Origin of the sequence: Mesorhizobium sp. M7A.F.Ca.CA.004.04.2.1 (genome assembly GCF_004022825.1) — a bacterium.
Lineage (GTDB): Bacteria > Pseudomonadota > Alphaproteobacteria > Rhizobiales > Rhizobiaceae > Mesorhizobium.
The window spans coordinates 1-3,499 of the sequence record NZ_RZPH01000653.1 but is presented as its reverse complement, the minus strand read 5'-3'; the positions used below and the strand labels follow the sequence as shown (position 1 = coordinate 3,499).

The 3,499-nt window shown below is 66.0% G+C and carries 2 protein-coding genes; both read right to left on the bottom strand.

Features of this window, described 5'->3' with window-relative positions; genetic code table 11:
- The coding region (locus tag EN893_RS24650) for a sulfite exporter TauE/SafE family protein (RefSeq protein WP_164901073.1) at window positions 1-790 on the bottom strand (790 nt) is incomplete at its 3' end.
- A 192-nt stretch (window positions 791-982) separates the two neighbouring features.
- On the bottom strand, window positions 983-3,499 hold a 2,517-nt coding region (locus EN893_RS24645; RefSeq protein WP_206640167.1), incomplete at its 5' end, for an SEL1-like repeat protein.

The following is a 3,499-nucleotide window of genomic DNA, read 5'->3' as shown; positions in this document are numbered from 1 at the left end:
CTGCCTTGGCGCCGTACTGCGCACCGGCGACGCCGCCCGCCATCAGCAGGAAGGCCAGCACGACGTCGACCGTCTGGTTGGTGGTGGCGTGGACCAGCGTCGTATAGGCGGAGGTGAAGATGATCTGGAACAGCGAGGTGCCGATGACGACGTTGGTCGGCACTTTCAGCAGATAGATCAGTGCCGGCACCATGATGAAGCCGCCGCCGACGCCCATGATCGACGACAGGAAGCCGATGCCGGCGCCAAGTCCAAGGACGGGGATGACGCTGACGAACAGTTTTGAGGCCCTGAAGCGCATCTTCAGCGGCAAGCGGTGGATCCAGTTGTGCTGACCGGATTTCTTCAGCACCGGCGCCGCACCGCTGCGCGTGGCGCGCAGCGCATTGACGCTTTCGACCAGCATCAGTCCGCCGACGGTGCCGAGCAGCACGACGTAGAGCAGCGAGATGAACAGGTCGAGCTGGCCGAGGCGGCGCAGGAAGGCGAAGACGAAGATGCCGCCGGTGGAACCGACAATGCCGCCGGCCAGCAATACCCCGCCGAGCTTGAAGTCGAGCGTCCCTCGCTTCATGTGCGAAAGGACGCCGGAGACGGAGGAGGCGATGACCTGGTTGGCGCCCGTGGCGACCGCGATCGCCGGGGGGATGTTGTAGAAGATCAGCAGCGGCGTGATGAGGAAGCCGCCGCCGACGCCGAACATGCCCGACAGGAAACCCACCGCCGCGCCCATGGCCAGCAGGACGAAGATATTGACGGAAATTTCCGCGATCGGGAGATAGATGCCCACCCGTCAGTCTCGATCAGTTCTGCCTGTCGGCGAATGCAACCGTTGCGGGCATCTTGACCCGACAAGCCAATTCGTTCTTGCCCCGGAGGTGCTGCGAAGTCAAACCGCGCTACGCCGCCGAAACAAAAAACATCTCAATCAGTTAACAGGCGAATGTGTGGCAAGGGCGTCGTGGAAACGACGCCTCTGCCGTTATTTGCGCGCCAGCAGCGCCTTGACCAGTTTTTCATCGACTTCGCCGGTCGCCGGCATCTTGTTGTCGGTCTGGAAAGCCATGATCGCGGTCTTCGTCTTCTGGCCCATCTTGCCGTCGGCGCCGCCGGCGTCGTAGCCGTTCTTGTTGAGAATGCGCTGGATGTTCTGGACGGCCTTCTTCATGTCGATGCTGGCTGTCGTCTGCGGCGCGCCGTCCTGCCAGGATTCGGGAATGTCGGCCGAATTGGCCGCCGCATCCAGCGGCTTGGCCTTCCACAGTTCGGTCGCGGCGCGGGCGCGTTCGAGCTGCTCTGGCCGCAGCGCATTGGCGATCTCGTCACGCTTGGCAGCGGCATCCTTGTCGCCGGTCTTGGCGACGAGCGCGAACCATTTGTAGGATTCCTCGAGGTTCTGCTTCATGCCGACGCCCTTGGCGGCGAGGATGCCGAGATTGAACTGGCTGTCCTTGACGCCGACGTCGGCGGCCGCCTGGAACCAGTGCGCGGCCGATTCATTGTCGGTCACGCCGTCTGCCGCCATGGCGAACAAGACGGCCAGATTGTGCATGCCGCTGGCGTTGCCCTGTGCTGCGGAAAGCTGGTACCAGGTCTTCGCCTTCTTGATGTCGCGCGCGACGCCGATGCCCTTTTCGTAGAAGTTTCCGATGCGGTATTCGGCCGGCGCGAAGCCGAGTTCCGCCGATTTCTCGTACCATTTGGCCGCTGCCGCCATGTCTTCCTTGACGCCGCGCGACTCGGCATAGCGCGAGCCGATCTCGAACAGCGCCTTGGCGTCGCCGCTGGCGGCGGCATCACGCAAGGCGGCAGGGCCGGCGTCAGCGGGAATGTCGAACTTTGCCGTCGTCGCCGGCGAAGCGTCCGCTGGCGGAACCGCGCCCGTGGTGTCCTTAGCGGCGGTCGGCTCAGTCGCCATAGGCTGCGCGTCGGTGTCGGCGGCTTCCGCGGCGACCGGAACGGTCGAGGCCGGCGCAGCCGAGGCTGTCGTCCCGGACATCGCCGGGTTCGCATCGGCCGATGTAATCGAGGCGACGGGCGCGGGAACCGGCTCTGCGGTCGGCGCGGCATCCATCGGCGGCTCGGCGCCTGGCGGCGTGGCAATCATGCTTTGCGCGGCCATGTCGTCCTTGGTTGCCGGTGCGGACGGCTCGGCCTGCCTGACGGTGTGGTCAGGCGCACTTTCCACTGCCGCGGGCTGCGCGTCCATCTTAGGTTGGCCGGCGGCATCGAGCGAGGCGGTCTGCACCGGCTGCGAGGCGACGATCGGCGCAACATCGTTGCTCGCCACCTGGGCCGGATCGGCGAAGAAGGCCTTGCCCAGTTGCAGGGCGCCCAGTGCCAGCAGGATCGCGGTTGTCCCCATCAGGATCGGTTTGCGCCGTGCCTTGAGCAGGTCGCCGATCCGCAGTGCCTTCACCGGTCCGGTCACCGTCGACTGGCGCTTCAGCGCATCGGCCTCGGCGGCCGCGGCCTGGGCCGCGCGCCGGGCAGCGGCGATGAAATCCGACTTCGCGGCGTCGGTGTCGCTGGGCTTGGCAGGCTGGCCGCGCTCGTCGCGCACGCGCTTCATGATGGCGTTGAGGTCAGGTGCGCCGGAACCGGGCTCCAGCGGCCGGTTGGCCATTTTCGGATCGAGCGGTTCGTCGAGATCGACGCTCGGGATCGGGGCAGTCGGCGCAGAGCCGGCCAGTGGCGGGATGTCCGCCTCCTTCTTGCCCTTAAAGGCGCGGGCCAGTCCGCCGAACATCGACCTACGGCCGCCCGCCTGTTCGTTCTTCTCGACAATTGTGTCGGAGCCGAGAGCAGCCATGGCCGCAGCCGCTGCGGCTTCGGCCGGCGTGCGCGTTCCCATACCCAGGCCGCCCAGATCGCTACGAGCACCCGGCTCGTTGCGCAGGATGGCGGCGGCACGGCCATCGAGATCGGCCAAGTCCCCAGTCAATGGCAGGGGCTGATCGATATCCATCGATGGCGCGTCCACGGCCATCTTGGGTCGCCGCACGCCGCGCCAGTTGCTCGGCTCGACCGGTGCCGCATCCAGCAATTCGCTCATCGCCTCGACCGGCTCGCCGGGTTCGAGCGAACCCAGCCGGTCGACGATCTTGAGCAACGTGTCGTGGATGGCCTCGAACGTTCTCGAATTGCGCTCGTCGGAGCGCCGCGTCAGCGTTTCAAGCGTCTTCAAATCCTGGGCGAGGCCGGAAACAGCGGTCGTATTGGCGCTCGAACCGGCAAGTGATTGCACCGCGTTCTCGGCGGCTTCGCGCGCTGCGCCAAGGATGGAATCGCGGGTTCCTGCGAGCGACTTTTCAATTTCGTTGAGACGCGGGCTGATGTCCTCGAATTCCGGCAGCGGGGTGCTGGGCCTGGAAAGATGGGCGGACAGGCCGGCAACCTGTGCTTCCAGGCTGCGGATCAGCGCCGGATCGATGCCGGCCACCTGCGCGGCCGACGCATCCAGCCGGCTTGAAATGTCTTCGAGCCGGCTCTCCAGGCC